Consider the following 26,284-nt stretch of genomic DNA (forward strand, 5'->3'; position numbering starts at 1 on the left):
GGCGGTTTTTTTTCGCCCGGAGGAAAGCATGGGCCCAGTAGATCACCTGGAAATTGTCGGCGCCAAAGGCGGCGAGAGCCAGCCGAAGCAGGCAGTAGAGTCGCCGGACAGCCTGCGCTCGACGAACATCGCCAAGATTCTGCTGGCAGTAGGCGAAGGCGAATTCGATGGGGTGCCCACCGACCGGGACATCTACCTCGACAACACCCCGATCGCTGATGCCAGCGGCAATGTGAACTTCCCAAGTGTGAAATGGGAATGGCGCCCGGGCTCCGTTGAGCAGAGTTACATCCAGGGCATCCCATCGGTGGAGAACGAAACCTCCGTCAACGTTGAGCTGCGCAGTGACAATCCGTTCACGCGCGCCCTGAGCAACACCCAGCTCTCGGCTGTTCGCGTGCGCATGTCCTGGCCGCGCCTGGCCAAGCAGGAGAGTAATGGCGACACCAGGGGCTATCGCATCGAGTACGCGATCGATATCGCTACAGACGGTGGCGCTTATGTCGAAGCTCACCTGGGCGCCGTGGATGGCAAATCCACCAACGGCTACCAGCGCTCGGTGCGTGTGAATCTGCCCAAGGCAACATCCGGGTGGATGCTGCGTGTGCGCCGACTCACGCCGAACGCTAACAGCGGTACCGTGGCCGATACCATGACCGTGGCGGGCTACACCGAGATCATTGACCAGAAGATCCGGTACCCGAATACGGCCTTGTTGTACATCGAGTTCGATGCCCAGCAGTTCCAGAACATCCCGGCGGTGACGGTGAAGTGCAAGGCCAAGCGCTGGCCGGTACCGAGCACCTATGACCCGATCACCCGCACCTACAGCGGTGTTTGGGACGGCACGTTCAAGCTGGCCTGGACCAACAACCCTGCCTTCGTGACCTATGGCCTGTGCGTGGAAGACCGCTTCGGCCTGGGCAAGCGCATCAAGCCGTGGATGGTCGACAAGTGGGAGATGTATCGCATCGCCCAGTACTGCGACCAGCTTGTGCCGGACGGTGTGGGCGGTCAGGAGCCGCGCTTCCTCTGCGACATGAACCTGCAGGGCCGTGCCGAGGCATGGACGCTGCTGCGCGACCTGTCGGCGATCTATCGGGGCATGGTGTATTGGGCTCACGGTTCGCTGTTCATGCAGGCGGACATGCCGCGTGCGCAGGACATCGACTACGTTTTCACCAGGTCGAACGTGATCGATGGTGAGTTCGTTTATGGCGGGGCCGAGCGCAGCACGCACTACAGCCGCGCCCTGGTCGGCTACGACAACCCGGCCAACAACTACGACACCGACGTTATTCCGGTGACCGACAACGCGCTGCAGCGCCGGTACCGAGATCGCCCAATCGAGCTGTCGGCGATTGGCTGCACTCGGGCATCCGAGGCCCAGCGCCGCGGTAAATGGGCGCTGCTGAGCAATAGCCAGGATCGTACCGTTACGTTCAAGACCGGCATGGAGGGCCGTATTCCGCTGCCTGGGTTCGTCATTCCCGTGGCGGACGAGCTGGTAGCAGGCCGCCCAAACGGCGGGCGCATTTCCTCCGCCGCTGGCCGCGTCGTGACACTGGACCGTGACACCCCGATCAAGGCCGGCGACCGGCTGATCGTGAACCTGCCCAACGGTACCGCCCAGGCGCGGACCGTGCACTCCGTCGCGGGCCGGGCGGTGACCGTCACCACTGAGTACAGCCTGCAGCCTGAGCCTGAGTTGCAGTGGGCGATCGATTACGACGACCTGGCAGTTCAGCTGTTCCGGGTCCTCAAGACCACCCGCACCCAGGAGGGCAACTACGAAATCACCGCGCTCGAGTTCAACCCGAGCAAGTTCCCTGCGATCGACACCGGTGCGAAGCTGGACGAGCGCCCGATCAGCGTCATCCCGGTGACCACCGTGGCGCCTCCGGCCAGCGTATCGCTGTCGTCCGGCCACATGATCGACCAGGGCATCGCGGTCAGCACCATGACCATCGCCTGGCCGGCAGTGGCGGGCGCCGTTGCCTACGATGTTGAGTGGCGCAAGGACAATGGCAACTGGATCCGCTTGCAGCGCACTGGTGCCGCGTCTGTGGACGTGGTCGGTATCTACGCCGGCGCGTACCTGGCCCGCGTCCGTTCGGTGAGCGCGTTCGATATCACCTCGATCTGGAAAAGCTCGGACCTGACCCAGCTGAACGGCAAGGAAGGTTTGCCGCCGGCGGTGACGTTCCTGACCACCGAGAGCTTGCTGTTCGGTATCGGGATCAAGTGGGGGCTGCCTGCCGGCGCGGAAGACACCGAGCGTACCGAACTGTGGTACAGCGAAGGCACCGACCTCGGCGCGGCAACCAAGCTTGCCGATCTGGCCTACCCGCAGAGCGAGCACGTCATGCAGGGCCTGCGCGCGGGGCAGCGCTTCTTCTTCTGGGCGCGCCTCGTGGACCGGTCCGGCAATGCGGGGCCGTTCTTCCCTGTGGCTCCGACCGTGGTTACCGGCATTGCAAGTGCAGATGCCAGCCCGATCCTCGAGCAGATCAAGAACCAGATCACCGAGAGTGAGCTGGGCAAGGAACTCACGAGCAAGATCGAGAAAATCGCGCTTATTGATGGAAACGGCCCGGGTTCGGTCAACGAGCGGATCGGAACCGCCAAGACCGAGTTGGCCAAGCAGATCAGCGACGTAAACAACGCCCTCAGCACCACCAAGGGCAACTTGCAGCAGCAGATCACCGCTGTGAGTGGTGACGTGGCGGCGGCCAAGGCCGACCTGCAGCAGCAGATCGCCAACGTCTCGGCCCTGGCCGGCTCGTTGCCGTATCGCAAGGACAAGGCCTACAGCGTGGGGCAGAGCGCCCTGGGCAGCGACGGCAAGTTGTACCAGGCCCTGAAAGCGGTACCGCTGAACACGCCACCGCCGAACGCCACCTACTGGACCGACGTTGGCCAGGCGGTGGTGACTGCCAACGGCATGGCTGCGCGCGTTTCCAAGGTCGAGACCGATGTGTCGACGCTCGATGGCAAGGTGACCGCTCAGGCGTCTCAGATCAGCGGTCTGCAATCGAGCCTGACCACCACCAATGGCAACGTCTCGGCTGCCCAGCAGGCCGCGCAGGATGCGGCCACGCTGGCGGGCGGGAAGGGCAAGGTCATCGTTCAGTCGGCAGCGCCTGCTGTCGCTGATCGTTTGGCGCAGAACCTGTGGATCGACACCACTGGCAATGCCAACACCCCGAAACGCTGGAGCGGTTCTGCTTGGGTAGCGGTAACGGACAAGGTGGCAACAGATGCTGCAGCCGCGGCCGCTGGCGCATTGGCCCTGGCACAGACCAAGGCCGACGCTTCGGTAGTCAGCAGCCTGACCACCCGCGTCAGCGATGCCGAGGGCAAGCTTACATCGCAAGCCACCCGCATGGACGGCATGCAGACCAGCATCGACGGCAAGGCCAGTTCTCAGGCATTGCAGCAGGTCACCAGCCGTGTGACGGCGACCGAAGACAAGGACAAAGCCCAGGATCAGCAGCTGACCTCGCAGAGCCAGGCCCTGACTTCGCTGACCGACAGCGTAAGCAAGAAGGCTGAGGCCTCGACCGTCCAATCGCTCAGCAACACAGTTGCCCAGCAGGGCCAGAGCCTGACGGCTCAAGGCACGTCCCTGACCAAGATCGAGGCGAGTCTGCCGTCGCTCAGCGGCGAGAACCTGCTTCCCAACAGCTCGTACGAGGAGTTGGTTGCCGATGGCAGCAGGCCGCGGCATTGGGCGATATCTGGCGCGGCTGCGCGGGCCTTTGTGCCCTCGCCGTTGACCAGCAGCCTCAACGCTCTGCGCATCAGCGCAAGCGTCGGGGCCGGGAGCTACATCGAGGTGGTTTCGAGCCCTGCCGACGGTCGGGCGCGGGTCAAGGTTACGGCAGGGGCTTCGTACACCTTGAGCGTCTATGCGCGCGGGTCGGGTGCACCGGGCTTCTTGCGCATGTATCTGCAGTTCCTTGATGCGGCAGGCGGGGTGCTGTCTGCCCCGTCAACGTCCGATAAGCCGGTGCTGGGCGAGAATTTCACCCGTTACACGCTCACCGGCACGGCTCCTGCCAATGCCACGCAGGTCAACGTGTACGCTTGCCGCCTTTTCAACGATTCGAGCACTGCCGCCACCATCTGGGCAGAGGTCGACAACGTGCAGTTGCAGGAAGGTACGGTGGCCACGGCCTATCAGCCGTCGATCCTGGCAGCGGCCGATGTGTCCGCCGAAGCTGTCACCAGCCTGGGCGCGCGGGTAGAGAAAACCGAGCAGGGGCTCAAGTCTTCGGGCGAGCAGGTGACCAGTCTCACCAACAGCTTGAAGATCACCGACGGCAACGTGGCAACCGCTCAGCAGGCGGCCCAGGCTGCATCAAACTTGGCCGGCAGCAAAGGCAAGGTGCTGGTGCAGTCTTCGACGCCGGCAGCGGCTGACCAGGCTGCCCAAAATCTTTGGATCGACACCACTGGCAACGCCAATACGCCGAAGCGCTGGAACGGCAGCACTTGGGCGCCTGTGACGGACAAGGTGGCCACCGATGCGGCCGCAGCTGCGCAAAACGCTTTGAATCAGTTGGGCGGCAAGGCTGATGCAAGCGCGCTGGCCAGCCTCGGAAGCACGGTCGAGCAGCACGGTAAGGACATAACCGCCGCTGGACAGTCGATAACCCGAATTGACGCCTCTATCGCCTCGTCGGGCTCGGAAAATCTGCTGTTCAACCCGTCGTTTGACAGTCCATCTGCCGCCAATTCCAACATAGCCGCAGGCTGGTACTGGCGGTATACGGCTGGGGTGGTGGTGGCGCCTACGCTCCGCAACTCCGACTTGGGGGCAGAGGGCAAATGTCAGCGCCTCGAGGTATCTGGTCTGGCGGCGGGATCCGGTGCGACGTATGTGGACTTCGTGCCACTGGCCGACCGCCAGCCCCCTGCGTTTGAAGGGAGGGCGTACACCGCGTCCGTTTATGTACGTGGTAACACAGGCCTGCTTTTGCAGATCTATCTACAGTTCAAGGATGCAGCCGGCAATACGCTGAGCACCAACGGGCCAGCCAACTTGGCGCTCAATCCCGGCTATCAGCGCCCGTTACTGGTATCGGCACTCGCGCCCACCGGATCCGTTCGTGTCGACGTGCTCTACCGGATCCGTTCTAACGCGGGATCGACGCTCACGACAGGCTTCGTTGACTTCGACATGGCGCAGCTAGAGCAGGGTAATACCCTGACCGGCTGGCGCGATAACGGCAAAGCCAATGCTGACAACATTGCCGCCAACGCGGCGGCTACCACAGCGCTCACTGGTCGAGTCGAAAAAAATGAGCAAGGGCTGACCAGCGCCTCAAGCTCAATCGCTCAGCTTGAAAACAGTATTGGCGATGTAGGTGGTGAAAACCTTTTCTACAACCCGGCAATGGCCAAATTCGCAGGCTTGAATGGTGCGGCCGAGGGCTGGCAGGTCGAAGGCTCTGTGAATTCAATCGACACGCTCATTCCGTCGTGGCTCAATTCTGGGGAAAAAGCACAGCGGATTGAGGTGCCTTCGGGACTCACAACGTCGGGAACCTCGCCAACCGGCTACAAGTCGTTGCGACCAGCCTCCAGCGGAGCAGTGATAAAACGTCCAAAGGTCGCAGAGGGGGAGGTGTTTACGGCCTCTGCCTACATGCGCGGTACAGCAGGTTTAGCGTGCCGGATCTATCTGCAGTGGCTGAATGCCTCGGGAGTAGCAATCAGTGCGCCAGCCGGTGCATTGGCGTCGTTGACATCGTCATCAAAGCGTATCGAATACTCCGGGGTAGCTCCTGCTGGGGCGGTTGAGTGCAACGTCTACTATCGCGTGTTCAGCGCAACCGGCGCGGTCAGCAGCGGTTTCATAGAGATAGCGCGCCCCCAGATGGAACACGGTGCCCGCGCCTCAGGATGGTCGGATAACGGGCAAGTGCTAGGTGCCGATGTTTCGTCCAACAGTAAGGCCATCGACGGTCTCAACTCCAGCGTTGAGCAGCAAGGTGCGGCAATAACGGCAGTAGCCGGCAGAACTACTCAGCTGGAGACCAGCGTCAACAGCCCCGTCAACGGCCTTGCCACCAGAGCGTCCGCTTCCGCTGTGGAGGCTATTTCAGGTCGCGTGTCTGCAACCGAAAACAGCCTCACGTCACAATCGGGCCAATTGGTTGATCTACGCAATAACCTCGCAACTGTGACCAGTGGGTTGGGTGCAGCGGGTTTGGATCCTGCACCTGGAGCGCTTTGGCACTTCGATGGGGCCTTAGATGGGTGGTATTGCCAGGGTGCGAATATCACGCTCGGCGCTGGTTTCGTGACCATCAGTTCTACAGGCAATGACCCGCAACTCATAAGCGCGGCCGGTCTCGCCATTGAGGGCAGTGCGTACACGCGCATTCGTGTCGCGATAACTCGACGTGGTGGTTCGGGATGGGACGGGCAGTTGTTCTACTCGACCAAGGACCATGGTTTTGCCAGTGGCTATCGAAAGACCATCGCTAACCCAGGACTGGCAGTGGGCGCGAGCACGATTCTCGAGTGGGACATGGCGAACCTCAGTGCGGGAGGGACTGACTGGATCAGCAGCGTCATCGATCGTATCCGTATTGACCTGGGGGCCACCTCTAGCGATATCTTCGATGTGGACTGGATCGCGATTGGCCGCGTCGCGCCTTCGGCGTCGAGCCGCGCGCTGTCGTCGCTGGATTCCAAGGTAATACAGCAGGGAGCCAAGATTGAATCCGAGGCCAAGCGCACCGACGGGCTGTACACCTCCGTAGGCGACACAAACGCCGCGATCCAGAACGAAGCCAAGGCCCGCTCTGATGCTGACGGCTCATTGAGCCAGCAAATTCAGAACACCCAGTCTTCCCTGGGCAGCACAAACGCCGCTGTGCAACAGGTCAGCAAGGCCCAGACCGAGCTGAATGGGAAGGTCAACGCCTCGTACTCCGTGAAGCTCCAGGTGACCGCAGGTGGGCAATACGTCGCTGCAGGCTTCGGTCTTGGCGTCGAAAATAGTGGTGGCGTGCTGCAGTCAACGTTCGCTGTGATGGCGGACAAGTTTGCGGTCTTGAATCCCAGCGGCAATGGATTTGTGAACCCGTTCTCCATTCAAGGCGGGCAGGTATTCATCAATGAGGCGTTTGTGTCCAAGTTGTCTGTCCAAAACGCATTGGTGTCAGCTGATATCAACTCGTCTTGGCTGAACGCTCAGGGACTGCCAGTGATACAGATGATTACGCGAACAGCTCAAATCATCATCCGTCATCCGACCAGGATCAACACATATACGCTGATGGATGTAAACGGCATCGATGTTATTGTCGATGGTGTGCGGCGTGTGAGGATGGGGATCTGGTGATATGAATAGCGGGCTTCGGCCCGCCACTATTTTGGAGAAGCTATGGCCGCAGGCCTTGAAGTGTATGACCCTGCGGGGCGACTTATCGTCAACATGGCTACAGTGTTTAGTTTGCACCAAGGATACCTTGACACTAACGCCGTAAATGGGGCGGCAGCAATGCCACCGATGCCTGCAGGTAAGAACCGCTTTTACTACATAGTTTCACTGCAAGACACTAATAAATGGAGAGGGAAAAAGCCAGGTGTGACAATTTCTGGAGATACCATAAGTTGGGTCTATCAGCACAGCACATGGTTCGGGCAGTTCTCAGCAAATTGCAGAATCTTTTACGGCTACTATTGAGGTGACTATGGCTTCTGGGATGCAGGCCTTCAAAGACAATGGTGAGCTGCTCTGGGACACCAATTTGATATGTTATGGATTGCTCAAAAGCGGGCCTCTCAATGTGGTGGATGTGTGGCCTAGGTACCTATACAAATCCCTGGACCTGAATCCGAACGAGGAAAGCAGCTGGAGGGAGGACATACCCAAGCAGCCCATCACCGGTATCACTGTCTACGACAGCATCTCACCTGTTGTTTTTTTAGTAGGCGACGGATCGCGATGCGGTGAAATGGTGTCAGGCAATGCGCGCACGTTACTTTTTTATGGGACTACCCCGGAAACAAAGGCGTACGTTTTCGACCTCATGAGAGACGTAGGTGATTCATCTGGCCTGAATTGCTATTCGGACACCGGCGTGCTCACGTTCACCAGCGGTATGCCACCTCTTAACATCGCAGCGCTTGTGGCGGCACCTCCCTTGGACGATATTATCCCCGGTACGGAAAACATGCCGCAGCCCAACCAGCAATGGAATGCTTTCAAAAACGGGACTACGGAAGAAGTATTCAGCGGGCTCGGAACTTACACCCCGTATCTAAAGGGAATTGGCACGGTCCCAGTTTTCAATGAAGAGATAGCAGCGCATCTGACGTTTTCAAGATCAGGAGGCGTTGTTTGGAGATCAGGTTCTCCTGTTGGGGGCAGCACCGAAGGTGTCAGTAACGGGCCAGGCAGTGTGATGGGTATGCAGGAGGGATGCGGTGGCACCTCTGACGGCAAAGTAAGATTTTTCTTTATTCCCGCTCCTACGACTACAAGGAGAGGCCTTACCAACAACGCCAATATCTGGTTCGATATTCCTCGAGATAGAAACCCAAGCGCTCTGGTAATCAAAACTAGTCAATACCCTTATCCGTTTCGCTAGAAGCAAATATTTTATCAATAAGCCCTGGAGGGCAATCCAATGCCATACGTAACAATCAACCTAGCCAATGACTATGACGTGGCCAACAAAACCCGCTATGCCACTCAGGAAGAAGCCGACGCCCGCGCTCGCGAGATTCTGAACCAGTTCCCGACCGCGCAGGTTTGCGTGGCCCAGGTACTGAAGGACTACAGCGCCAAGGTATCGATCACTGCGAAGGAACCCGCAGCCGCGCCGGAGCCAGAAGCCCCGGCCGCGTAATCGGCCTCGTTCAACTCAAGCCCGCCAAGCGCGGGCTTTTTTTCGCCTGGAGAAAACCTATGACTACACCCCGCGGTGTCCGCAATAACAACCCTGGGAACATCGATTACAACCCGCGCAATGCCTGGCAAGGCCAGCTGGGCCTGGAGGTAGGCGTGGCCAAGCCGCGCTTCGCCCGCTTCGACCATCCAGAGAACGGCATCCGCGCCCTGGGCAAGCTGCTGCTCAACTACCGGGGCAAGGATGGGATGCCCGGTGTTGGCCGGCCTGGTATCGACACCCCGCTGGAGTTCATCAACCGCTGGGCGCCGGCGAGCGAGAACGACACCAATGCCTATGCCCAGGCCATCGCCAAGCGCCTGGGCGTCGGTGTGCGCGACTCGATCGACATCTCCAGGCCGCAGATCCTGCGCGAGCTGGTGGTCGGCATCATCGTGCACGAGAACGGCAGTAACCCGTATCCGTCCTCGTTGATTGATGAGGGTATCAGGCGGGCCCTGGCATGAGCCCCTGGGTCGGCCTGGCGGCTGCCGTGGTCCTGGTGGCCAGCCACTGGGGCGCCTACGAGCACGGTCGGAGTGTAGAGCAGGCGCAGGCCGGCCAAGCCTCGGCCCAGCGCGATGGCGGCGACCGTCTTGCCGAGGTGATCGGTGAGCGTGGCGCTCGTCAGCAAGAACATCAACGCGCCCAGGCGCAGGAGGAGGCGAGAGCCCATGGTCATGAGGAAAGATCTATTGCGAGTGCTGGCGCTGCTGGCGCCGATGCTGCTGGCCAGCGGCTGCGCAACGAAGGCGCCAAGCTCGCCGCCGCCGTCAGTTGCCCCGGCGCGGATACCGCCGCTGTCGCCCGAGGCCAGGCAGCCACCCGCGCCGCCATGGTGCTCTCCGACCTGCTCGCACGGGCTGATGCTCGAGCGGGAGAGCTGGCGAAGACTTATGACCAAGCCCGAATAGCGGGACAACTGTGCGAGGCGTCCTATAATGCCCTGACCAAATAAGGGTATTCCCGATGGACAAGGATGAATTTGCCGCTGCCGTTGAGGCAGGCGAACCGCTGATCGAGCAGTCGATGGAAGCGCTCAAACGGTACTGGGAGGCCAGAGACTATGGCGCGCCGGCCGAGGAGGTAGAGCGTCTGCGGCTGCATTCCGAGTCCTTGGCCCAAGCGGTTTCTGACTACCAGCTTCGCACCGTCTCCAAGCTGATGGGCAACAAACTGCCCCCGCTGCACTAACACGCCCCGCCTGTCGGCAGTTGCCGGCCACATTACAGGTCACTACCATACTGTTCATTCATACAGTATGGAGGCCCCGCCAATGAATACCGCCCTTGACTTCGAAATCGACGACATGCCTCAGCTCAGCCTGGACGATCTGATGCAGGTGCGTGCGCCCTGGACCTACCTGGTCAAGATCGAGGGCGAGAGCATGCAGGGTATCGGGATGTACTCCGGTGACCTGCTGGTCGTTGATCGAAGCGTCGAGGCTAAGCACGGCGACATCGTGATTGCGGCGGTGAACGGCGAGCCGGTCTGCAAGCGCATGTGCCGTGATCATGGTGTGCTGGTCCTGCGATCGGAAAACCCAAAGTACCCGTCGCGGTACATCATGGAGGGGGATACGTTTGAGGTGTGGGGTGTGGTCCGGTTTAGCATTCGGGATCATGATCGTGTTGCGGGGTAGGAAATTCGGGTCGGCAGAACGCCGGAGACAGGCAAAAGCCCGAGGGGAGATTTTCGGGGGATTGTTGAATCGGGTATGGCACAGTGCGGCACCGTTTGCAGCGAGCGACCGCTCAAGGCCTTGATCCGTAAGGCTTTATGTCTAAACTGCACGCATGGGGTGCAAGGGGTCGAGTGTTCGAATCACTCCGTCCCGACCATTATATTCAGTGACTTAGGCCATTTCCGAAAGGGGTGGCCTTTTTCATGTGCGTGACTTTTACGTAACTTCTTAGGTTGTTACGCCTGCCTCCTCTTCAAAATAGTTAGCACAGGCACGCACGAACCTGTGGCCGACAGTTCATTGCTGCCTCTAAGCCTTGGGCAGTGGCAATTTGGGAATGCCTGGATAATCTAGGTGTGAATTGCGGTCACCTGTGACCAGCGGGCCGGCGAGTACCGTGCTTATAGCTGTACGGGGTGTCGGGCGCGTATGGGTAAATGAGCCGGTCGTCAGGTGTTTTCCTGTAATACCGCTTTGAAGTTGCGCCATCCAGACAGAGAGCTACCTTCTAGGTTCACCATTCGAGTACGACTTAAGTCGGAGGAGGCTGGTATGCGGCGCCGTGGCAGCGTTTATTGGGGATGGCTGATGTGAATCTCCATCACCGAGTACACGAAGAAGTGTTGAACGACGGTACATACATTGATGTGCAGGTATGTCTCTCGCGCACAGGCAGCACTCAATTGTTCATAGGCATTTACGCCTCAGGAGGCTTACCGATCCTGGAAGATGCGTTCAACTCGACCCGGAGAATCCATGACCAGAGCCTTGGCTTGGGGGGTAGGTCGGGCACGCGGTATAGCCATCGATCAGAATGGCGAATTTGATCAGCTAGGCTCTGCGTGAAAGGTTATCTGGCTAATCGACTGCGATCTTAGCCCTTCGAATCAAGCGCAGCGCGAAGTGGGCGGATTGTCTTTTGATTTATCAATGAACTTGAGCCTAACCCCCCACTTGGTGAGTCCGCCAAAACCACATCCCGGCTTGAGCGTTTTGCCAAGTACATCGCGCATCAGCTCTTTTGAGCGCTTGCCCGACCAAAATATGAGGTTGGCGATCAGCGTTGAATCGAGAGCTCGGTGGACTTGACCAGTCAGTTGCACATTGGTTTGAAGCAGGTGCGCAAGCATGGCTACCCTGCCGAATACACGTGCATGTAAGCTTGGATGCCCACACAGATAATTGCAAACAGGAGGTTCGATATGAGCAAGGTAGCCAAACCATTTTACTTCGCTGCAATGCCGCTGCTCGCCGTAGGTGCGGCGTTTGCCGCCGTGGGCGCATCGGGGCAGGCCGCTTTTGGCTACACTGCAGTGGGGATGCTGGTGCCTGGGATGGCATTATTGATCGCCGGGTATCGTCGGCGTTCATGAAGGCTTGCAAGCGGGTGAATACTGGCTTCTTGCAGACCAGATAGATCCACGCGCAGGCTTCACCGCCGGCGCTTCAGTTGCCACCAAATCAAGCAGTCTGCAAGGAATGTCGGCTGTGGTGCCGAGTGCTTAGTGATGTCCAAGGCGGCAGGCAAGCCTGCCACCTTCGAACGGCTTACTTCCAGTCACCGCCTTCAACAATCACCGCAGCAGGATCGGTATCGGCCGCCAGTTGTGCACGCACGTACTGATCATACAACTTGAGCAGGTACTTCTCCTTGCCCAGGCTCGCCAGTTCGGTATTGACCCACTGTTGCAGCTCGGCATTGCCCTTTTTCACCGCTGGCGCGATCGGCGCTTCGTCGCCTAGTTTCTGCGGCAATAGGCGATAGCCCGGGTTCTGCTTGGCCCATCCGAACAGCACCAGGTTGTCTTGCGCATAGGCGTCACCGCGACCATTTGCCAGCGCTTGCAAGGATTCAGAGTTTTTCTCGAACTTGAGCAGCTTCCAGTCCGGGTGATTTTTCGTCAGCCACACGTCAGCAGTTGTTCCTGCAGTCACAATGACGGTTTTGCTTGCCAGGTCATCCAGGCGTTGGACCGTGCTTTTCTCCGGTACCAATGCCTGCACCGCCACACGCAGGTTAGGGTTGGTGAAATCCACTACCTGAGCGCGCTCGGGCGTCACGGTCATGTTGGCCAGGATCAAGTCCACCTTGTCGCTTTGCAGAAACGGAATGCGACTAGCTGGCTCTACCACGACGAATTCGATCTTTTTTTCATCGCCCAGCAGATCCTTTGCAAAGCGGCGGCCAAGGTCCGTGTCGAAGCCAACGTAATCGCCTTGTTCGTTGACAAAACCGAAGGGGGGCTTGTCGCTGAATACGCCTACGATCAATTTATCCCGAGCTTTTATCTTATCCAGATACCCTTCAGCGTGGGCAGCGGCGCTGCCGATTAGCAGACCGACAGCCAGCAGTGGAAAAACGAGGGCAGATTTTAGTTTCACGATGCATTCCTCTTGGGCAGATTTTCTACATAGGAAAACTTCTCCAGAAACTGCTGCGCGCGTGCGGTCTGCGGGGAGCTGAAGAATGTTTCAGGGGTACTCTGTTCAGTGATACGACCGCCGTCCATGAACAGGACCCGGTCAGCCACTGCACGGGCAAAGGCCATTTCATGCGTGACGATCAAAAGCGTCATGCCACTGTCGGCAAGGTCCAGAATCACCTCCAGCACCTCCTTGACCATTTCCGGGTCGAGGGCGGCAGTGACCTCGTCGAACAGCATGACCTTCGGGTGCATGCACAGGGCACGAACAATCGCGATTCGTTGTTGCTGACCGCCAGACAACTCGCGGGGCCAGGCATCGCGCTTGTCCAGCAGTCCAACCCGCGCAAGCAGCGTTTCGGCCTGGGCGCGCACTTGGTGAACGGGGCGTTTTTGTACGTTGACAGGGCCCAGCAAAATATTGTCAAGCACGGTCATGTGCGGGAACAGGTGATAGCTTTGAAATACCATGCCTATCTCTTGGCGCACCGCACGCCAACCGCCATTGCCGGGCAATTGGCGTCCAGCAAAGCGGTATGTTCCCGCGTGACCCAGTTCGAGGCCATTCAGGCAGCGCAGCAAGGTACTTTTGCCGCAGCCGCTGGGGCCGAGAATCACCACCACCTCACCCTCACGAACGGACAGGTCGATATGGTTTAAAACCGGATTACTGCCAAAGTTCTTGGAGAATCCCGCCAGTTCGATCAATGCAGTCATGAGTGATTCCATCGCCGTTCGAGCACACGCGACGCGGCTGACAGCGGATAACAGGCCAGAAAGAAGAATGCGAAGAGAAACCCGTAGATCAGCACCGATTCATAAGTACGCTCGATGATCTGCTGCCCGATCTTGATCACGTCCACCACGCCAATCAGCACTGCCAGCGAACTTGTCTTGATCAGCCGCGTGAACACGTTGATCAGCGGGGGCGTCATTCTGCGCAAGGCTTGGGGCAGGAGCACTTTGACGTATAATTGCGGCAGGTTCAGGCCGATCGCCAGGCCCGCCTCACGTTGGCCGCGGGGTAGGGAGCGTAGCGCGCCACGGACCACCTCACCCACTTCGCAAGCGCCCCATAGCGACAGCACCAGCACAGCGCACCAAAATCCCGAAATACTCCATCCCAGAAAGATCGGCATACCGAAGAAAAACAGGTAAAGCCAGACCAGCACCGGTATGGCCCTGAACATCTCCAGGTAGACGATCAGCACAACGTCGATCCAGCGCACCTGCAAGTTGCGCACTACGCCGTAGAGCATCCCGCCCAAGCTGCTGAACACTATGGCCAGCAACGAGATTCCTAGTGTGCGGCCTATGCCGATCGCCAGTTGTGGCGCGGACACCCACAACAGATCAATGCCCGAACTGGCCATGTTGCAACCTCCTTTCTAACGTACGCAGCAGCAGCGATAGCGGGACGAACAGCAGAACGCAGAGCAGCGTCATGACCGCAAGCATTTCGTAGGTCTTGTAGTAAAGGGCGATATAGTTCTTGGTGGTGTAGAGGATTTCCGGCACCGCTACAGCAGACACTACTGTGGTTTCCTTGAGCAGAAACACGAAGTTGGCGAACAGCGCCGGTGTACTGAGGATGCCGGCCTGCGGCAGGATGACGTGGCGAAGCAACTGCCAGCGAGACAGACCAATGGCCAGACCTGCCTCGATCTGGGCGGCAGGCACGGCGTCAATGCCCGCGCGCAGAATTTCCGTGAGGTAGGCGCCACCGAGGAAGGTCATGGCGATGATCGCCGAAGCGAACCCAGAGACCCGTATGCCGATGCTGGGCAAGGCGAAGTAGATGAAAAACAGTTGGATCAGCAGCGGCGTGTTCCGTGCAATTTCAACGTACACCCGCACCATCGGTTGAAGCACAGGCACTCGGAACATCACAATCGCGGCGTTTAGAGATGCCACGCCGAGTGACGTGACGATGGCAATCAGCCCCACTTGTAATGTGACGCCGACTGCCGAAACGAACGCGGGTAAGGTGGACAGGGCGAAAGCAACATCGAAACTCATTATGTGAAACCGACAGGAAGTTGACCAAGTCATAGGCCGCTGCCTAGTAGTGCGCAGTGACAGCCCAGTAGATGAAATGACTTGTTACATCAAAGTCACCTGTCAGAATCTAATGGAATAAAAGAAATTTCTTAAATATCTTTTATGAATAACAATATGCCATCACCTAGCGCGTACCGAGCGATGGTGCCATTCAGGAGGGTATTAGACTGGAGCGTCTGCTTCATGGGACATCAGGGTGGGCGAGCCCGCAAGCATGTACGAAACAAAGCTTGTTGCCCTCAATATCCCTGCAGTAGGCACCGTAGTAATCCTGCCCATACTGCGGCCTCAACCCAGGTGCGCCCTCATCCTGAGCACCCATCGCCAACGCTGTGCGCCATGCCGCCTGCACCTGATCCTGTGAGCTGGCGGCAAAGCTTATTTGCACGCCGTTGCCCCATGTCGCAGGCAGTCCGTTGAATGGCAGTTGCACATAGAACTGCGGCCATTCCCTGTCCGGCCTTTGCCATCCAGCGCCGCAGGGGCCGCCATCGTGGTTGTCGGGCATGCGGACAAGCCCCAGGGTGGCGAGTACGGCATCGTAGAACCTGATCATGGCCGGCAGGTCCCGAGCACCGAGCTGAATGTGGCTGAACATAAACGCTCCAGAAGACCTGTTGATCGACAGCAGTTACACACAGCTCATCTGAGAAACGCAATGCCATCACTCACCAAGCCGAACTTCACACTACGGTGTCCTGCCCCAGCGAGCTTCAGTCTGACCGCCGATGCGGTGTTGCGCCAAGTAGCGCTCATGTAGCCCTCATTTGGCAAATGCCGCAACGATTGCGTCCACTACAACCCTCACCCTTGCCGTGTGCGCCAGGTCCCGATGCAGCACAAGCCAGGCTTCATATGGCGTGGCCCGCTTACGATCAGGCCAAATTCGCACCAAACTGGTATCTCGCCGGGCCATGTATTCCGGCAACTCACCGAGGGCCAGGCCGGCGCGTACGAAGGTTGCCAGCATGAGGCTCGAGTCCAGCTCCGCGACAACACAGCCTGCGGATCTGGGTTCTCCTGCCAGCGTGTCATCCTGACGCTCGGTTACACCTTTCTGGTAGAGGGCGATGTCATGCCCCACCAGGGCGCTACCAGGCTCTGGCTTCCCACGCAATTCAAGGTAGCGCTGTGTCGCATACAGTCCGACAGTCCAGTGAGCCAGCCGTCGCACGATCAGGTCAGGTTGTTCTGGGCGTACCGTGCGCACGGCTACATCGGCCTCCCTGCGCCCCAAGTCCAATAGCCGGGTAGTGGTGGTCAGAATGACCCGCACCTCAGGATGAGTGGCCCGCAGTTGCTCGATCGCGGGTATGACGAAATCAACGGCCAGCGCATCGGTGGTGGTGACGCGCACCTCACCCGACGGATGAGGGTCGCTGCCTTCAGCCTGGCGCTCGAAGGAGACGGCCATCCGCTCCATTTCCTCAGCCTTTTGTACGAGCTGTTGTCCGGTGGTCGTCAACGCCAGCCCCCCAGTGCTGCGGAGGAATAGACGGCTGCTCAAGGTTTGCTCAAGCCCCGCCAGCCGCCGACCGACCGTAGTCTGGTCGATGCCCAAAGCTTTGGCTGCAGCCCGCAGGGTGCCGGCGCGGTGCACTGCGAGGAAAATGCGTATGTCATCCCAATTCATCGTGGCGCGCTTCCTGAAGATGCAAATATGCAGCCCTGGGCTGCGATTACGTGCATTTTCGCATTGATGCAGGCTGCATAACATAGCGAGGTTCATTCATCGTCCATCACGCAGCCGGCCCAAGCCGGATGCCAGGGAGCACAATGCCTCGCTTATCCTTCATCCTGACAGTCGCCATGCTGAGCGCCTTCGGCCTCGTCGCCTCGGATATCTATCTACCCGCGATGCCCGGCATGGCTACTGAATTTGGCATTGCCAGTTGGCAAATGCCGCAAACCGTTTCGTTCTATCTACTGGCACTGGCCATTGCGCAGTTGGCTTATGGCCCAATGTCAGACCGAGGAGGACGCAAGCCGGTGCTGCTTGCCGGTGGCGTTCTCTATCTGCTGGGCTCCGTGGGCTGCGCGCTGTCCAGCAGCTACATGGACTTCATCGCGTGGCGCATGGTGGAAGCGGTGGGCGCGGCGGCGGGGCTGGTGATTGGTCGTGCGTTGATCGCCGACACCTGCGACAAGCGAACCTCGGCGAAAGTCTATGCCGTGATTTACCCCCTCGTATCACTCTCGCCGGCATTGGCCCCGGCAATCGGTGGGCACTTGGCCGTCGCATTCGGCTGGCGAGCCGACTTTCTGTTCGTCGCAGCATTCGGGGCGGTAGCGCTGCTTTTGGCGCTGTTTTTAATACCTGAAACGCTACCGGTCGCGGCGCGGAGCAGGAACGCCCCCTTTGCGGGTTTTAGCCGTGTGCTGGGTGACCGCAGCTTTTGCCGCTACACGTTAGTGGTGTGTTCTATCTATTGTGCTTGGTTCGTTTATCTGACGCAGTCGCCGTTCCTTTTCGTACAAGCAGGCTTGAGCGAGGCGCAAAGCGGTTGGCTGTATATGCCGCTTACCTTGGGCATCATCGGGGCCAACCTGTTGGCCCGGCGGCTGCTTGACCGCTTACCTTACGACCGGATCGTTGCGATCGGCATCACCTGCTTCGTACTCGGCGCCATGGCGTTTCTCCTGGCGTACGCCATGGGGTGGCACAGCGTTACGGCCGTGGTGCTGCCTATGTGCCTGGTCAGCCTGGCCAATGGGTCATCGCTTTCACTGGCAATCTCAGGTGCTATCGCCAGTGAACATGGGCATGCAGCCACCGCTTCGGGGTTGGTGGGGTTTTGCCAGATTGGCAGCGCAGCCGTTGTGGCGATGGGTGTGAGCGCGGTATTAGGCACAGGTTTCGGTGTGCTCGCCGGGGCGGTGGCGGTGTTGAGCTGTTTGGCATTGTTTGCTTGCATGCAGTCGCTCTATCGCAAGCAACCGGCGCAGCCAGGGTAGCGCTCGGGCGGGCCTGCACGCTTAATGCTGGCCCAGCGCTCGCTGACTCAAGCAGAGCTTTCAGCGTTTCGAGCTCATGCAGAGACGTCAGCATCAGCACCGAAGAGGGCGACCTGGAACCCAGTGACAAGGCCTGTTGCACTACAGCGGCCGCGCACGTAGCGTACTCGGTGGCCTGGATCAGAATGTCTTCTAGGCAGGCATTGTGGGGAGGGGGGGCGGGGACGATCTTGAGCATGGTTCAACTCCAACGTAGGAAGTGGAGCCGCCTCACTGTTGCTGTCAAACAATAGGGTGGCAGCTGTACGCGGGTTGACAGACCGAGACGTTGGCACTGGGCGCACCACAGGGGTGCCCACACGTACAGCCACCATAGAAAGTGTGGAAGGGCTTAAATCTGATTTTTTCGCAATGCGCTCGCTGCACCCGTCACCGCCGCGGTGCCTTCCACGATTGAATGCGCACCTGTCAGGCAGGTACACCTGTGTGCACAGTATCGATACGTAGCAATTGGATAACAGGGATTTGAAGTCGACCGCTCAGTTCATCTGAGAGTGAGGCGATCTCCACGACGGTGACCGTCGAGCAGCGCATCTCAAAGCCGGTGGGTCCCCAGGCAGGAGATGCCGGTGGCTCATCCAGGGCTGCCTGGAAGCCCTGGATGCCGCAGTCACTATGTCCGGCAGGGGCTGTGCCCCCGCCACCCCTCAGAAGCGAACCGTGATGCCTGCATTGACCGAATGGAACCGTGTATCAGAGCCAAACTGCCCTTGATACGACAGCCCTACATCAGTCTGACGGTTCAGCTGTACCTTTGCCCCCACTTCAGTGAGTGTCACGTTTCGCGTCTGCGCAATCCCTTGCACCTCAAAGTTCGGTCCACCGGCAAACGCCTGCTCATTGCGTGGGTCCAGGTCGCCGTAGGCCCGGCGCCAGCCCAGCGAGCCGAACAGCTGCGTATCGTGATTGGCCACACGTGTGTGGGTCGAAGCCCGCATGCCGACCGTGGAGAACCAGGTGTCCTGTTTCTCGCTCGATACGTTCAGCGCCGCTGCGCCGCCCTTTTCGCGGAAACGGTCGGCGTCGTAGTTCACGTAGGACACCCCTACGAACGGCTCCAACGCCACCGCGCCCAGGCCGATGAGGTAGGCCGCCTCGCCACTGGCTTGCAGCGTTTTGGCGTCGCGCTTGCCCTTGAGGTGGTCGCTGTAACCGGCAAACGCCACGTTGCGGCTGCTGTCGAGCTTGTGCCAGGTGTAGCCCACATCTGCACTCAGGCGCAGCGCGTCGATCTGGGCGCCGGTGTACAGGCCCAAGTGATAGTTGTCACTGTGGCCCTTGGCATCGCGGTCATCGGCATCGAACTTGGAGCGGCTGTAACCGCCGTACACGCCGGCACGCCAGTCCTGGGTAATGCTGCCGTCCGCGCCGATCAGCACACCACCGGTGCGTTGGTGCAGGCCGCTGGCGCCGCTGTTGCCATCGAGCTTCGACCAGTTGCCGAACACTTGCGCCCACGCGCCGCCTTGCGCCTCGGGGGTGGCCGGCATCAGGTTCGATGCCCCTGGCGGCATGCGCACGGTGTTAGTGTCCAACAGGCCGCGTACGCGGGTGCCGAGCACGCCCGACACGACTTGACTATTGGCAATCAGCGCGGTGCCCGTACTGCTGTGGTAATCACCGGACAGTTGGTCGATGGCATCGCGGGCACTGGCTGCATCCAGTACCAGCAAGTTGTTGTACAGGCGCAGCGGGTCGCCGCTCTGTTGCAATGCACTCAGGGCGCCCGCCGTATTCCACTGGTTCTGTGTGAGCGCCACCGTCTGGAAGATGCCCGGGGTGCCTGTGGTTGGCGGTTGCACCGGCGGCTGAACGGGTGGCTGTACCGGTGGTTCTACTGGGGGCTCGACCGGCGGCTGTACCGGGGGCTCGACAGGCGGTTCTACAGGCGGCTGCACCGGGGGTTCAACAGGCGGCTCGACCGGCGGCTGTACGGGCGGTTCGACCGGGGGCTCTACAGGCGGCTGTACCGGCGGCTCCACGGGAGGCTGTACAGGCGGCTCCACGGGTGGTTCAACAGGCGGTGTAGTGCCTTTCTGCGCAATGGTCAGGTTCAGTTCATTGGCGGTGCGCTGCAGGCTGACATTGAGAAATGCCGAGTTGGTAAACGCTTGCGCATACGCGGTACCTGCCGCTGCGCCCTCCACCACACCGCCTTGCGCGGCCAGCAGGGTATAGGTTTGCCCGGTCTGGTAGCTTTGAGCGTCGTTGAGGGTGGTCACGTCCACACGCGTACCGCGCAGGGTGGCTCTGCCGCTTACGTTGACGCGGTCCGAGCCGCCATTGCCAGCAATGTCGGCGGCGTACCTGGAACCTTCTGCCATGTCCAGGTCGCCCTTGATGTTCAAGGTGCCCAGTGCTGCTTCACCTGGCGACAGCGTACCGCCCGAGGCCACTTGCGTGCTCCCGACCTGTCCGTTGCCCGCCAGCACGCCACCGGCCAATACTTGGGCACGGTTGCTGTAGTTGCCTGAAGCGTCGGTATGCCCAACGGTGCCGTTGACCACCAAGGTGCCGTTGCCCACGCTCAGCAATGATGTGCCTCGTGGGTTGGTCTGGTCCACGTCGCCGCCCAGTACCAGCCGCCCACCACGTACCACCGTGCTCCCCGAAAGGCCGGTCAGATCGCCGCCCAAGGTGGTGTCGCCGCTGAACGCGTACACACGGCCAGCGCCACTGATGCGGTTGTTCACTTGCAGGTTGCTGTCGGTATGGTTGAACGCCAGTGCACCGCTGCCGGCGCCGAAGCGAATGGCCGTTTGCGGGTCGAGGCGGCCCGCCGCCTGGGCGGTACCGGCGCTGATGGCATCGATGTCGGTACGCGCATCGTCCCGCACGACGGCGCCACCGATGCTGAGCGTGCCACGGGCGGCGGAGTTGATGCTGGTCAGCTCGCTGATGTCGATCCCGTCGGTGCTGCTCAGCTCGGCGCCGTTGGCCAGGGTCAGGATGGTACTGGAAGTCGTGGTGCCCAGTGTCATGGCACGCGTGGCCAGGCGGGTGCCTTCACCGGAGACATTGACCTGGGTGTTGCGGCTGACGTTGGCCGACCCCAGCGCCATGGAGTCGCTGGTCAACACGGCGCCGTCGCTCAGGCTCAGGTCGTTGCGGTTTCTGAAGGTGCCGGTGTTGTCCCAGCGAGTACCAGCGCCCGACAGTTCGCTGATCGAGTTGATGGCCACACGCTCACTGACCAGTTGCCCGCCATCCTTGAGGTTGATGCGCGAGTCGTACAGGAAAACGCCACCGGAGGTGACGTTGACCGTGTCCACTTTCGAGCCCTGGCCGCTGACCAGCAGGTTGGCCCGGGACAGTGCGTTGCCGGCATTGCCATTGTCGCTCAACTGCAGGTCCCGGACCGACACCTGCCCGCCGCTGAGCACGTTGAGAGTGCCTTGCCCGGCGCCGCCGATCACGATGGTGTTGCCCAGCACCGCGCCGGTGCGTGGCACGTTCCAACGTGTACCAGGGCCCTGTACGACGACCGTGGCCATGGCCGTACTGGCAGTGTCGTTGGTGGACGATCCACCGATCCGGCCGCCGAAGCTGGTGACTTGGGCGCCATTGTTGAGGGTGAGGGTGGACGGCGTGCCGTTGCTGGGGCGTAGCACCACAGCGCCATCAATGCCTCGGTCGCTGCTGAAAGTGTCCTGACCGCTGTCGAGCACGTAGTCGGCTGCGTACGCGCCGGGGGCCAGGGCGAGCGTAATCGCGAAGGTGAGGGGGGATAACTTGAATAAGGGGTTCATAACGGCTCCGGAGACTCCATGAGATGCCACCAGCGTGGCCACCGCGCCCCAAGGGCTTGGCGTTCCTGTGTACGGCGGTAAACAGGGGGAGTATCGGGAGCGACCCAAGACGGTGAAATAGTACGGATGTGCTAGTTAGGCGCCCAATGTGACGCACGCCACACTCCGCGGTAACGGATGGCCGATTCGCCACGTCCAAAGGCTGTTACGCCAATGATGGCCTTATGATTATGCTTTTTGGCGCTCAGCTGGCCGGGTCTTGCCCTAGCACCTTGCTCAGCGCCAGGCGGGCATCTTCGAGCTGCACCAGGGAGGCATGCCGGGCGCCGAGGGCGTCGCCGTTCTGGATAGCCGTCAAAATGGCTTTGTGCCGGGGGAGGGCGAGCTCATCGAAATTCGGACGCTGGTTGGAAAAGCGCACCGATTCGCGCAACGCCATCGACAGCATGTTGCACAGGTAGGCGAGCAGGTCATTGTGGGTGGCATCGGCGATACGGGCGTGAAAGTCCAGGTCTGGCTGCAGCCGCTCATCTGGCGTGCGCGCCGCTTCCATTCGCTGGTAGGCCTCGCCGATCGACGCCACGTCCTCTGGCGTGGCACTGGTGGCGGCCAGGGCAGCAGCAGCAGGCTCTATGACCCAGCGTACGCTGGACAGGGTATTGAAGAACTCCTGCTGCGGCGTTGCCTGCATCAGCCAGTGCAGCACATCGGGGTCGAGCATGTGCCAGTCATGGCGCGGCCTGACCAGGGTGCCGACCCGGGGGCGCGCTTCGACCAGGCCCTTGGCCGTCAGGGCACGCATGGCCTCACGAAACACAGGCCGACTGATCGCGTAGCTTTCGCACAGGCTTGCCTCGGACGGCAGCTTCTGCCCTGGGGCGAGTTGACCGGACACGATCTGCAGGCCCAGGTCCTGGACCAAGGTAGCGTGCATGCTCTTGCGCGTTGAGGGCTGGCGGTAATTCATGAGGGGTGTGCGAGGTCCTTCTGGCGGGGCTCGCATCATAGCACTGATGGATGCAGGGCTGTTTTGCAGCGCCTTGATGGCGGACATAGGGGGGCTGGCGGGCCGCGGCTCTAGCGGGCGCGGAGCTGTCGGTGCATAGACAGCTCCACGGCGTTCAAGCGGCAAGCGGCATCAAGCGACCTCGTGCCGTTCAGCCAGTCACGGTCGCGCTTAGGGTGATGTCCCTGGGCTAATGAGAGTGCTTGGGCACTGCCGCCCCGCGGCAGCCGACGAGAAAGTCGAAGTCGCAGCCCTCATCAGCCTGCATCACATGGTCCAGGTAGAGCTTGGCATACCCCCCGCTGATCAGCTGTGGCGGTGGCTGCAGATCCGCCAGGCGACCGGCCAGTTCCTGCTCGTCGATGTCCAGGTGCAAGCGGCCTTGCTGGCAGTCCAGTTCGATCCAGTCCCCCTCGCGTACCACGGCCAAAGGCCCACCTGCGGCTGCTTCCGGTGCAACGTGCAGCACCACGGTCCCATAGGCCGTGCCACTCATGCGCGCGTCGGAGATGCGCACCATGTCGGTTACACCCTGGGCAAGCAACTTGGCCGGCAGCCCCATGTTGCCCACCTCGGCCATGCCGGGATAACCCTTGGGTCCGCAATACTTCATCACCAGGATCGAGTTGGCGTCCACATCCAGGTCCGGGTCGTTGATGCGGGCCTTGTAGTCTTCGAAGTGCTCGAAGACCACGGCGCGCCCCCGATGCTGCATCAGCGCGGGGGTGGCCGCAGAAGGCTTGAGCACTGCGCCCTTGGGCGCCAGGTTGCCCCGCAGAATACAGATACCGCCGTCGGCAACCAGCGGTTTGTCCAGCGGGCGGATGACTTCCTCATCATAAAGTGGTGCGGTGTGGCAGTTGTCCCACAGGCTCTTGCCGTTTGCGGTCAGCGCAGTCGGGTTGGGCAACAAACCATGCTCACCCAGGCGCCGGATCACGGCCGGCAGACCGCCCGCGTAATAGAACTCCTCCATCAGGAAACGCCCCGAAGGTTGCAGGTCGACCAGCGTCGGCGTACCACGTCCCACCCGCGTCCAGTCCTCCAGTTGCAGGTCGACGCCAATGCGCCCGGCAATGGCCTTGAGGTGAATCACCGCGTTGGTCGAGCCGCCAATGGCGGCATTCACCCGGATGGCATTTTCGAAGGCTTCGCGGGTGAGGATTTTCGACAGCCGCAAGTCTTCGCGCACCATGTCGACGATGCGCATACCCGACAAGTGCGCCAACACGTAACGGCGTGCGTCCACGGCAGGGATGGCGGCATTGTGCGGCAGCGAGGTGCCCAGCGCCTCAGCCATGCAGGCCATGGTCGAAGCCGTCCCCATGGTGTTGCAGGTGCCGGCTGAGCGCGACATGCCCGCCTCGGCGGAGAGGAATTCGTTCAGGTCGATGTGGCCGGCCTTATAGGCCTCATGCATCTGCCACACGATAGTGCCGGCGCCAATATCCTTGCCTTTGTGCTTGCCGTTGAGCATTGGCCCGCCGGTCACCACGATGGCCGGAACGTCGCAGCTGGCAGCGCCCATCAGCAACGCAGGCGTGGTCTTGTCGCAACCGGTCAGCAGTACCACGGCATCGACCGGGTTCCCGCGAATGGCTTCTTCCACATCCATGCTCGCCAGATTGCGCGTGAGCATGGCCGTGGGGCGCAGGTTGGATTCGCCGCTGGAGAACACCGGGAATTCCACCGGGAAGCCGCCTGCTTCCAGCACGCCTTTCTTGACGTGCTCGGCGATCTTGCGGAAATGCGCGTTGCACGGGGTCAGCTCCGACCAGGTGTTGCAGATGCCGATAATCGGTTTGCCCTGGAACTCGTGGTCCGGAATGCCTTGGTTCTTCATCCAGCTGCGGTACATGAACCCGTTCTTGTCGGCGGTACCGAACCATTGGGCGGAGCGCAGCGACGGCTTGCTATCGGACATGATGGACACCTTATTAGTATTACTATTTATCGTTATGGTGCTCAATGTATCGCCAAAAAACCAACATGTGAAGGGTTGTTGCTTCAAATAGTAATACTATATGATCGATTTCCTAGGTCAGCGGTCTGCCAAAAAACCTCGGCCTGGTGTTGTACCCATTACAAGAACAATTGGAGACATCGCCATGATTCAGGAGCAGCGGCTCGTCCGCCTGATCACACTCAAGCTCATCCCTTTTCTGGTTCTGTTGTACCTGGTGGCTTATGTCGATCGCTCGGCGGTCGGCTTTGCCAAGCTGCACATGGGCGCCGACATTGGCCTGGGCGACGCGGCCTATGGCCTGGGCGCCGGGTTGTTCTTCATCGGCTATTTTCTATTCGAAGTGCCGAGCAACCTGCTGCTGGACCGCTTCGGCGCACGCCGCTGGTTCGCGCGCATCCTGCTCACATGGGGCGCCATCACCGTTGGCATGGCATTCATGACCGGGCCGAACGGCTTCTATGTGATGCGCTTTCTGCTGGGGGCAGCCGAGGCGGGTTTCTTCCCGGGGGTGCTGTACTACATCACCCAGTGGTACCCGGTGCGTCATCGCGGCAAGATCCTGGGCTTGTTCATCCTTTCCCAGCCGTTGGCGATGCTGGTCACAGGGCCGCTTTCCGGCGCATTGCTGGGCCTGGACGGCACCTATGGCCTGCACGGCTGGCAATGGCTGTTCATCTGCATCGGGACCCCTGCGGTGCTGTTGGCCTGGCCCACCCTGCGCCTGTTGCCAGATGGCCCGGCCAAGGTGCGCTGGCTCAGCGACGCGCAACGCACCTGGTTGCAGGAGCAGCTGGCCAATGACCTGCGTGAATACGGCCAGACCCGCCACGGCAACCCGCTGCATGCACTCAAAGACAGCCGCGTGCTGCTGTTGGCGCTGTTCTACCTGCCCATGACCCTGAGCATCTACGGGCTTGGGTTGTGGCTGCCCACCTTGATCCACCAGTTCGGCGGCAGCGACTTGGTCACCGGTTTCGTGTCGGCGGTGCCCTACCTGTTCGGCATCATTGGTTTGCTGGTCGTGCCACGCAGCTCGGACCGCCTCAATGACCGTTACGGTCATCTCGGTTTGCTGTACGCCCTGGCCGCAGTCGGGCTGTTTCTCAGTGCCTGGTTGAGCGTGCCGGCCTTGCAACTGGCGGCGTTATGCCTGGTGGCGTTCGCCTTGTTCTCGTGCACGGCGATCTTCTGGACCCTGCCTGGGCGGTTTTTCTCCGGGGCCAGCGCTGCGGCCGGCATCGCCCTGATCAACTCGATCGGCAACCTGGGCGGCTACCTGGGCCCATTTGGCATCGGCGCCCTGAAAGAACACACGGGGCACCTGTCGTCCGGGCTGTATTTCCTGGCCCTGGTCACCGTGTTCGGGGTGCTGCTTACCGGAGTTGTCTACGCCCGCCTGGAGCGTCGACAGCGTGATGCATCCACCCAGGTGGCTGGCGCCTCCCGATAATTTTTCGCAACCGACAAG

20 protein-coding genes and 3 pseudogenes are annotated in these 26,284 nt (G+C 60.4%); 12 read left to right on the forward strand and 11 right to left on the reverse strand.

All coding sequences use genetic code 11. From position 1 onward, the window contains the following. Positions 1 to 28 precede the first annotated feature (28 nt). The 9 genes and pseudogenes from ACF8R3_RS02965 to ACF8R3_RS03005 form a co-directional block, all read left to right on the forward strand. Positions 29 to 2,947, forward strand: a pseudogene (locus ACF8R3_RS02965) (host specificity protein J); the annotation flags it as partial. Between the two features lie 3,594 nt (positions 2,948 to 6,541). Next, a complete protein-coding gene (locus ACF8R3_RS02970; protein ID WP_392514939.1) occupies positions 6,542 to 7,360 on the forward strand; it encodes a DUF1983 domain-containing protein in 819 nt (272 codons plus the stop codon). Between the two features lie 352 nt (positions 7,361 to 7,712). Beyond that, positions 7,713 to 8,612 carry a hypothetical protein gene (locus ACF8R3_RS02975; RefSeq protein ID WP_392514916.1) on the forward strand — a complete coding sequence of 300 codons (900 nt, stop codon included), beginning with the start codon at positions 7,713 to 7,715 and terminating at the stop codon, positions 8,610 to 8,612. 39 nt (positions 8,613 to 8,651) lie between these two features. After that, positions 8,652 to 8,873 (forward strand): hypothetical protein, encoded by a 222-nt coding sequence (locus ACF8R3_RS02980; RefSeq protein ID WP_197843745.1) that lies wholly within the window; start codon positions 8,652 to 8,654, stop codon positions 8,871 to 8,873. Positions 8,874 to 8,932: 59 nt separating this feature from the next. Beyond that, positions 8,933 to 9,379: a structural protein P5 gene (locus tag ACF8R3_RS02985; RefSeq protein ID WP_392514918.1), complete on the forward strand. Its 447-nt coding sequence runs from the start codon at positions 8,933 to 8,935 to the stop codon at positions 9,377 to 9,379. Beyond that, the gene (locus ACF8R3_RS02990; protein WP_392514920.1) at positions 9,376 to 9,870 is read left to right on the forward strand and encodes a DUF2514 domain-containing protein; all 495 of its coding nucleotides are present in this window, start codon (positions 9,376 to 9,378) and stop codon (positions 9,868 to 9,870) included. Before ACF8R3_RS02985 ends, ACF8R3_RS02990 begins: the two co-directional genes overlap by 4 nt. Before the next feature lie 11 nt (positions 9,871 to 9,881). Then, positions 9,882 to 10,106, forward strand: coding sequence for a hypothetical protein (locus ACF8R3_RS02995; protein ID WP_059183926.1), 225 nt, complete (start codon positions 9,882 to 9,884; stop codon positions 10,104 to 10,106). Positions 10,107 to 10,188: 82 nt separating this feature from the next. Further along, on the forward strand, positions 10,189 to 10,554 hold the full coding sequence (locus ACF8R3_RS03000; RefSeq protein ID WP_392514922.1) for a LexA family protein: 366 nt from the start codon (positions 10,189 to 10,191) through the stop codon (positions 10,552 to 10,554). A gap of 594 nt (positions 10,555 to 11,148) precedes the next feature. Beyond that, a pseudogene (locus ACF8R3_RS03005) lies at positions 11,149 to 11,442 on the forward strand (hypothetical protein). 41 nt (positions 11,443 to 11,483) lie between these two features. On the opposite strand, the gene ACF8R3_RS03010 reads toward ACF8R3_RS03005, so the two are convergent. Next, positions 11,484 to 11,726, reverse strand: coding sequence for a hypothetical protein (locus ACF8R3_RS03010; protein WP_153008598.1), 243 nt, complete (start codon positions 11,724 to 11,726; stop codon positions 11,484 to 11,486). A gap of 72 nt (positions 11,727 to 11,798) precedes the next feature. On the opposite strand from ACF8R3_RS03010, the gene ACF8R3_RS03015 reads away from it, so the two are divergent. Beyond that, entirely contained in the window at positions 11,799 to 11,969 is a 171-nt protein-coding gene (locus ACF8R3_RS03015; protein WP_178091252.1) for a hypothetical protein, read from the forward strand. 175 nt (positions 11,970 to 12,144) lie between these two features. Here ACF8R3_RS03015 and ACF8R3_RS03020 read toward each other — a convergent pair whose 3' ends face one another. The 6 genes from ACF8R3_RS03020 to ACF8R3_RS03045 form a co-directional block, all read right to left on the reverse strand. Beyond that, positions 12,145 to 12,978: a transporter substrate-binding domain-containing protein gene (locus ACF8R3_RS03020; protein WP_153302501.1), complete on the reverse strand. Its 834-nt coding sequence runs from the start codon at positions 12,976 to 12,978 to the stop codon at positions 12,145 to 12,147. Further along, positions 12,975 to 13,736, reverse strand: a complete 762-nt coding sequence (locus tag ACF8R3_RS03025; RefSeq protein WP_145254863.1) for an amino acid ABC transporter ATP-binding protein — start codon at positions 13,734 to 13,736, stop codon at positions 12,975 to 12,977. The genes ACF8R3_RS03020 and ACF8R3_RS03025 overlap by 4 nt, the downstream gene beginning before the upstream one ends. Further along, on the reverse strand, positions 13,733 to 14,392 hold the full coding sequence (locus tag ACF8R3_RS03030) for an amino acid ABC transporter permease (RefSeq protein WP_392514924.1): 660 nt from the start codon (positions 14,390 to 14,392) through the stop codon (positions 13,733 to 13,735). The genes ACF8R3_RS03025 and ACF8R3_RS03030 overlap by 4 nt, the downstream gene beginning before the upstream one ends. Continuing rightward, on the reverse strand, positions 14,373 to 15,038 hold the full coding sequence (locus ACF8R3_RS03035; protein WP_078478466.1) for an amino acid ABC transporter permease: 666 nt from the start codon (positions 15,036 to 15,038) through the stop codon (positions 14,373 to 14,375). Before ACF8R3_RS03035 ends, ACF8R3_RS03030 begins: the two co-directional genes overlap by 20 nt. A gap of 223 nt (positions 15,039 to 15,261) precedes the next feature. Further along, the gene (locus tag ACF8R3_RS03040) at positions 15,262 to 15,678 is read right to left on the reverse strand and encodes a VOC family protein (protein WP_196121455.1); all 417 of its coding nucleotides are present in this window, start codon (positions 15,676 to 15,678) and stop codon (positions 15,262 to 15,264) included. A 165-nt stretch (positions 15,679 to 15,843) separates the two neighbouring features. Further along, positions 15,844 to 16,713 carry a LysR family transcriptional regulator gene (locus ACF8R3_RS03045; protein ID WP_392514926.1) on the reverse strand — a complete coding sequence of 290 codons (870 nt, stop codon included), beginning with the start codon at positions 16,711 to 16,713 and terminating at the stop codon, positions 15,844 to 15,846. Positions 16,714 to 16,856: 143 nt separating this feature from the next. Here ACF8R3_RS03045 and ACF8R3_RS03050 point away from each other — a divergent pair, with 143 nt between their 5' ends. Next, positions 16,857 to 18,035 (forward strand): multidrug effflux MFS transporter, encoded by a 1,179-nt coding sequence (locus tag ACF8R3_RS03050; RefSeq protein WP_196185839.1) that lies wholly within the window; start codon positions 16,857 to 16,859, stop codon positions 18,033 to 18,035. 34 nt (positions 18,036 to 18,069) lie between these two features. Here ACF8R3_RS03050 and ACF8R3_RS03055 read toward each other — a convergent pair. From ACF8R3_RS03055 to ACF8R3_RS03070, 4 genes and pseudogenes are all read right to left on the reverse strand, one after another. Continuing rightward, positions 18,070 to 18,273 (reverse strand): annotated as a pseudogene (locus tag ACF8R3_RS03055) (hypothetical protein); the annotation flags it as partial. A 469-nt stretch (positions 18,274 to 18,742) separates the two neighbouring features. Further along, the gene (locus ACF8R3_RS03060; protein ID WP_392514941.1) at positions 18,743 to 21,763 is read right to left on the reverse strand and encodes an autotransporter domain-containing protein; all 3,021 of its coding nucleotides are present in this window, start codon (positions 21,761 to 21,763) and stop codon (positions 18,743 to 18,745) included. A 325-nt stretch (positions 21,764 to 22,088) separates the two neighbouring features. Next, entirely contained in the window at positions 22,089 to 22,811 is a 723-nt protein-coding gene (locus ACF8R3_RS03065) for a FadR/GntR family transcriptional regulator (protein ID WP_058603330.1), read from the reverse strand. 229 nt (positions 22,812 to 23,040) lie between these two features. Then, entirely contained in the window at positions 23,041 to 24,774 is a 1,734-nt protein-coding gene (locus tag ACF8R3_RS03070; protein ID WP_145254881.1) for an IlvD/Edd family dehydratase, read from the reverse strand. A gap of 184 nt (positions 24,775 to 24,958) precedes the next feature. Here ACF8R3_RS03070 and ACF8R3_RS03075 point away from each other — a divergent pair, with 184 nt between their 5' ends. Beyond that, the gene (locus tag ACF8R3_RS03075) at positions 24,959 to 26,266 is read left to right on the forward strand and encodes an MFS transporter (RefSeq protein WP_392514928.1); all 1,308 of its coding nucleotides are present in this window, start codon (positions 24,959 to 24,961) and stop codon (positions 26,264 to 26,266) included. Positions 26,267 to 26,284 lie beyond the last annotated feature (18 nt).

The sequence above is a fragment of the Pseudomonas sp. FYR_7 genome (genome assembly GCF_043106155.1).
Classification (GTDB): Bacteria; Pseudomonadota; Gammaproteobacteria; order Pseudomonadales; family Pseudomonadaceae; genus Aquipseudomonas; species Aquipseudomonas parafulva_B.